Annotated in this window: 5 protein-coding genes; 3 read left to right on the plus strand and 2 right to left on the minus strand. The window is 70.9% G+C overall.

Annotation, left to right across the window (positions count from 1 at the left end; all coding sequences use genetic code 11):
* Positions 1 to 208 precede the first annotated feature (208 nt).
* Together mglA and mglB are read right to left on the minus strand one after the other, a co-directional pair.
* Positions 209 to 796, minus strand: coding sequence for a gliding-motility regulator Ras-like GTPase MglA (gene mglA, locus D7X74_RS38200; protein WP_120537892.1), 588 nt, complete (start codon positions 794 to 796; stop codon positions 209 to 211).
* 11 nt (positions 797 to 807) lie between these two features.
* On the minus strand, positions 808 to 1287 hold the full coding sequence (gene mglB, locus D7X74_RS38205; RefSeq protein ID WP_002637270.1) for a gliding-motility regulator GTPase-activating protein MglB: 480 nt from the start codon (positions 1285 to 1287) through the stop codon (positions 808 to 810).
* 223 nt (positions 1288 to 1510) lie between these two features.
* Here mglB and D7X74_RS38210 point away from each other — a divergent pair, with 223 nt between their 5' ends.
* The 3 genes from D7X74_RS38210 to D7X74_RS38220 all read left to right on the plus strand — a co-directional run.
* A complete protein-coding gene (locus D7X74_RS38210; RefSeq protein ID WP_120537893.1) occupies positions 1511 to 3088 on the plus strand; it encodes a collagen binding domain-containing protein in 1578 nt (525 codons plus the stop codon).
* 51 nt (positions 3089 to 3139) lie between these two features.
* Positions 3140 to 5113 (plus strand): hypothetical protein, encoded by a 1974-nt coding sequence (locus D7X74_RS38215; RefSeq protein ID WP_120537894.1) that lies wholly within the window; start codon positions 3140 to 3142, stop codon positions 5111 to 5113.
* Between the two features lie 4 nt (positions 5114 to 5117).
* Positions 5118 to 6341, plus strand: a 1224-nt coding sequence (locus D7X74_RS38220; protein WP_233602434.1) for a serine/threonine-protein kinase, incomplete at its 3' end; no start/stop codon positions are given.

Raw genomic sequence — 6341 nt, forward strand, 5'->3', positions numbered from 1 at the left:
GGAGGGGGAGTGGCAGGGGAGGCCCCTTGCGCGAACGCCGGCCCCGAAAGGCCAGCGCTCAGGAGCGCGAGGAGACGGAAGGTGGCGGATGCGACGCGCACGGTACGACCTCGGAAGGCGGCTTAACCCGACGGCACGAGGTCATACCATCCTTTGACGGGGGCTGCCCGGAGGCGAGCCGCCCGCCAGGCAGGGAAGCAGGCAGCGATCAACCGCCCTTGCGCAGCTCCGTGAGGACGAGCTTCGCCACGGCCTTGAGCGTGTCGAAGACGCCCACGCCCGTCGGAGCCACGGCCTGGTACTCCGGCATGTTCCGGGGGTTGAGCGTCTTGTGCATCTCTTCGGCGGTGACGGCGTTGGGCAGGTCCCGCTTGTTGTACTGCATGACCGCGGGGATCTTGTTCAGGTCGTAGCCCTGCTCGGCCAGGTTGATGCGCAGGTTCTCGAACGATTCCATGTTCGCCTCCATGCGCTCGATCTGGCTGTCGGCGACGAACACCACGCCGTCCACGCCCTTGAGGATGAGCTTGCGGCTGGCGTCGTAGAACACCTGACCGGGCACCGTGTAGAGGTGGAAGCGCGTCTTGAAGCCGCGGATCTCACCGAGCGACAGCGGCAGGAAGTCGAAGAAGAGCGTGCGGTCCGTCTCCGTGGAGAGGGAGATCAGCTTGCCCTTCGTGTCGGCCGCCGTCTTGTTGTAGATGTACTGGAGGTTCGTGGTCTTCCCGCAGAGCCCCGGCCCGTAATAGACAATCTTGCAGTTGATTTCGCGGGATGAGTAATTGATGAAGGACATGGCTTCCCGGGTTACTCGCTGAAGAGGTTGTCGATATCGTCGTCGGAGATCTCGGCGAACGGCGAACCGGCTCCGGGGCTGTCGGTCTTCTTCACGAGGCTTTCGAAGATCTTCGTCAGCTCGTCGCTGGCCTTCTTGATGCGCAGGCGCACCAGACCGAGGCTCGTGCGGTTGTCGAAGATGACGACCAGCACCACCCGGCTGCCGACGATGGTCATGTAGAGGCTGTCCTTCGCCCCTTCATGGAACTGGTTGGGGAACTCGTTCTCCCCGATGAGCTTCGCCAGTCCACCCATGGCCGCCACGTTGCCCGCCGTCAGCGACGCCAGCGACGTGGTGTCGATGTTCTGCGTCTGGCCCGCCGAGGAGATGAGCTGGCCGTTCTTGTCGACGAGGAAGACCACCTTCGCGTTCGCGTCCTTCGTGAGCCGGTCGCAAACGGCGTTGATCTTGGTGAACTCCTCTTCGTACATCACCAGTTGCGTGCCCATGGGCGTATGCGCTCCTCAGCGTTCGCTCGCCCCGCTCACGGCGGCGCTCCGATGTTTCTGGAGTGAATCCCGGAGGTTAGACGAGGCGCTACCGACCGTCGTCATGCTTAGCAAAGCAGTTCCACTCCAGCAAGAAGCCAGCCGTGATCCGCGCCGCTTCTTGAAGGAATGACGGCATCGCGGGTTGGGACACCTGCCCTCCTTCTCTATACTCCGCCGGGCCTTGCGCCGCCCGATCCCCCTCACCGACATCCTTCCGCGCCTGCTCTTCCTCCTCCTGGCGCTGCTCTGCCACCGGGCCGCCAGGGCCGAGCCCCTGGAGCCGGAGCGCGCCTCGCTGCGGCTGCGCTACGGCCTGTCCGTGCGCCAGGGTGAGCAGGTGGATGTAGGGCCCGGGCTCACCTACAAGGGTGTGACGCCCAACGATGGCGCGCTGACGTTGACGGGCTGGGGGACGGGGCCGGTGGGCCGCTCCCTGGGCGTTCAGCTGGATCTCCAGCGGGAGGCGTTCGACCTGAAGGACGCGTCGGTGCGGGTGACGGGCGGCAGCCTCGCGCGCGGTTCGGTGGGGCCGCGCGGGCGCCTGTTCCTGGGGCCGGTGCGGCTGGAGCTGGGCGCGGGCTACGGCTTCGCGCAGCTGCCGCTGTTCGGTGGGTTTCCGTCCGCGCCGGTGTTGCAGCGGGGCGTGCGGCACGCGGCGCTGGTGTCCGGCCGGGTGCGCGTGGCGCTGCCGGCGGACTTCCAACTGGAGGCGCGGGGGGAGGTGCCGCTGACGCTCTCCGCGCACGCCGCGGGGGGGCTGGAGGCGTCCTCGAAGGGCTACGTCGTCGGGGCGGCGCTGCTGCACCCGGTGATGATCCGCGAGCAGTGGACCGGGACGCTGCTGTTGGACGTGCAGCAGGCGCACGACACGATGACGCTGACGGACACGGGCCTGCGCTCCGAGCAGCGGCTGCGGCGGATTGGCCTGGCGCTGGAGCTGGCGTGGCGCGACGACGCGCGCGGCTCCCGTCCCGTGGAGGGGCCGACGCAGGGCTTCGTCCCGATGCGGGTGGTGGACGCGGAGACGGGCGCGCCGCTGGCGGGGGCCCGGGTGCGCGTTCCCTCCTTGAGGACGCCCGGCACGAGCGAGGAGTTGGTGACGGACGCGCAGGGAGAGGTGCGCGCCCTCCTGCCCTCCGGCGCCCAGTCCGCGCAGGTGAGCGTGGAGGGCTATGAGGAGGTGACGGAGCGCGCCACCGTCAGCGGCTCCGGGGAGAACGCGCCGTTGCGGATCCTCCTGCGCAAGAAGGCGCCGCCCACCGGGTCCCTCAAGGTGAAGGTGGTGCAGGGCAAGAACAGCGTGCCGCTTCCGGGCGTGCGCCTCACCGCGGGCACCACCGAGGTGCGCACGGACCTGAAGGGGGAGGCCCTGCTGGAGGGGCTCGTGCCCGGGCCGGTGGCCGTCTCCGTGTCGGCGCAGGGCTTCCGCGCGGCGGAGGAGGCCGCGGTGGTGGTGGCGGGGCAGGCGTCTGAGCTGGTGGTGGTGCTGTCCCAGGAGCGCAAGGGCGAGCTGGCCACGCTCCTGGGGCAGGTGCGCAGCGCGCGGAGCGGACAGCCGCTGGTGGCGACGGTGTCCATCCCCCAGGCGAAGGTGCGCACGCGCACGGACAAGGCCGGAAGCTTCACGGCGCGCGTCCGGGGCGGTACGTACCGCATCACCCTGTCCGCGAAGGGGTATCTGCCGCAGACCAAGTCCGTCACCGTGCGCGACGGCGAGCAGGCCATCTTCAACGTCGATTTGTTCCCGAAGGCCCGGTAAGTCCGCGGGGTCTCTCTTCCTGCGTGCCGCCCGTCCGTTGCCGAGGTTTCAGTGAGTCCTGTCCGCATCCTGGCGCTGTCGCTGCTCGTCCTCGTCTCCGGCTGCGCGGGGTGTGAGCGCGAGGAAGCTCCGAAGCCCGCGCCGGTGGCGGAGGTGGACGCGGGAGCGGCGGCAGCGCCGCTGGCCCAGTTGGAGGGGCTGACCGGCGACGTGCGCCTGGAGCGCGGGGGCAAGGTGGGGCCGGCGGTGCCCGGGCCCCTGCTCGCGGGCGACGCGGTGGAGACGGGCGACCAGGGCTCCGCGGTGGTGCGCTTCCCCGGAGGCCGCACGGTGGAGGTGGGCCGCGAGGGCCGCTTCGCGCTGGGCTCGGACTCCACGGGCGTGGTGATGAAGGTGGAGCGCGGCATCGTGCTGTCGCGCGTGCCGGCGGGTGGCAGCGCGGCCGGCGCGGGCTCCAAGGTGACGCTGAACATCCTCACGCCCTTCGGCCTCACGCGCGTGGGCTCGGAGCCGTCGGAGGTGAAGGTCGCGGTGGCGGAGGACTCGGCCCGGGTGGAGGTGATGCTGGGCGCCATCGAGCTGGTGTCCAAGGATGGGCGCACGCTGAAGGCGGCCCAGGGTGACGCGGTGGACCTGACGCGCGAGCGCGCGGAGGTGGTGCCCGCGGCCCCGCGCATCGTGGAGCTGGCGCCCATCGCGGTGACGGTGCGCGCGCCGTCGGGAGGCGCCGCGGAGGTGAAGTCGAAGGCCACCGGCCGCTGGCGCAAGGTGCGCCGCGAGGGCGAGGTGCTCACCTTCGGCGACGGCGTGCGGGCGAAGGGCGGCGAGGCGGTGCTGTCGCTCAAGGACAGCGGCTCGCTCCTGACGCTGTCCCCTGGCGCGGAGGCGGTGCTGGAGGGCGCGGGGCAGGAGGGCGTCACCGACGAGGCGCGCGTCAACCTGTTGCAGGGCATGCTGGCCGTGCAACTGGCCACGGGGCGCACCAGCCGCGTGGTGCTCCCGGAGATGACGCTGGAGGGGGGCGGCGCGGCGAAGCTTGAGATCCGGCGCACCGGCTCCGGCTTCCTGGTGGCGGCGCACACGGGCGACGTGACGTTGCGGCGGGGCGACACGCGGCAGGCGCTGCGCGCGGGCGAGCGCGCCACGGTGGGCAACGACGGCACGGCGAAGGTGGAGGCCCTGGAGGCGGCGGCGGTCGCGGTGGGGCCGGGCGAGGGCGCGGAGGTGTATCACCGGGGCCTCTCCGAGGTGGCGCTCACCTGGGAAGGGGAGGGGGACGCGGTGGTGGAGGCGGCGCTGGACGCGGGCTTCACGCGCCGGGTGCTCTGGGGCCGGGTGCACCGCCCTTCCGTCAACGTGTCGGCGCCGGCGCGGGGCACGCTCCACTGGCGGGTGAAGAAGGAGGATGGCACCCCGGTGGCTTCCGGCAGTGCGTACTTCGCGCCGGAGTCGCGCACGAACGCACTGGCGCGGGTGCGCAACGTGGTGCCCGAGGGGCCGGAGAAGACGACCATCTTCTACCAGGACAAGCCTCCGGCGGTGACGTTCACCTACGGCGCGGAGCCGCAGGCCAGCACCTACCGCGTGGCGGTGTACAAGGCGGGCGCGCTGACGACGCCCGTGGTCCAGCGCACGGTGCCGGAGACGCGCGCGGCGCTGGAGGCGGGGGCGTTGGGCGAGGGCAGCTACCTGTGGTCCGTCACGCCGCTGTCGCAGGCGGGGGCCGCGCTCAAGGGCGGGCGGATGAACAAGCTGGAGCTGGTCTACGACAACTCGGTGGTGAAGCTCGTCGTCGACAGCCCGCGTCAGGGGACAGCCGCGGCGGAAAAGGTGCGTGCGGCGGGAGTCGCGCCCGTGGATGCTCGCCTGTCCATCAACGGACGGGCCGTGCCCCTGGACGGCAAGCACCGCTTCGATACGTGGGTGTCCCCCATGGGAACGCCCCCCCTTCTGGTGTTTAAGATGACGCGTCCCGGTGCCCCGGACGTACTCACGGTGCGCACCCTGAAAACGCGAGGGCCTTGAGGCAATGGCACCCCCCCAGCCCACCGTTCCCATCCCGGATCCCGCCGGGGCCTCGTCCGCGCCGCTGTTGCAGCCCTATGGCCAGTACGTCCTCGTGCGCAAGCTGGCCGAGGGAGGCATGGCGGAGATCTTCCTCGCCAAGCTGCTGGGCGCGGATGGCTTCGAGCGCAACGTGGTGCTCAAGCGGATGCTGCCGGCGCTGTCGGCCATCCCTGACTTCGTGGAGATGTTCCGCGACGAGGCGCGGCTCGCGGCGAAGCTGTCGCATCCGCACATCATCCAGATCCACGAGCTGGGCTTCATCGAGGGCTGCTACTACATCTGCATGGAGTACCTCGCGGGCGAGGACTTCTCCACGACGCTGCGGCTCGCGGGCCGGCGGCGTCAGTACGTGCCCATTCCGGCGGTGCTGCGGGTGCTCATCGACGCGGCGCGGGGCCTGCACTACGCGCACACCTTCACCAACGAGCAGGGCCAGCCGCTGCACGTGGTGCACCGGGACGTGTCGCCCTCCAACCTGTACGTGACGTACCAGGGCCAGGTGAAGGTGCTGGACTTCGGCATCGCCAAGGCCGAGTCGCGCCTGGTGCAGACGCGCACCGGCGTGGTGAAGGGCAAGTACATCTACATGGCGCCGGAGCAGGCGCAGGGCAAGGAGGTCGACCACCGCGCGGACGTGTTCTCGCTGGGCGTCAGCCTCTACGAGGCCGTCACGCACGTGCGGCCCTTCTCGCGAGAGAACGACCTGGCGGTGCTCAACGCGCTGTTGCAGGGCGACTTCGAGAAGCCGCGCGCCCTGCGGCCGGACCTGCCGGAGGGCCTGGAGGCCATCATCCTGAAGGCGATGGCCTTCAAGCCGGAGGACCGGTACGCGACCGCGGACGACTTCGCGGACGCGCTGGAGGCCTTCGCGGTGGAGTCGCAGGGCGGGGCCGCCGGTGCGCCAGCGCTCGGGGCGTTCCTGCGCAGCCACTTCGGGGAGGAGCGCTACACGGAGAAGATGCGCATCCCCACGCTGGCCACGCTTTCGGCCGCGCGTCCGACGGACCCGGAGTTCGCGGCGGTGGCGGCGCCCGCCACCGGAGCGGGCACGGGGACCTACGGTCTGCCTGGGCGCGTGAGCCGGACGGGCATGAGTCCGGTCACCGTGCACGGCAGGACGGGCGGGGCTTCTGCCGCCGCCCTCCCCGCGCCCGAGGTGATCCCGGATCTCCCCATGGCTCCGCGT

It is taken from the genome of Corallococcus sp. CA047B (assembly GCF_003612065.1).
Taxonomy (GTDB): Bacteria; Myxococcota; Myxococcia; order Myxococcales; family Myxococcaceae; genus Corallococcus; species Corallococcus praedator.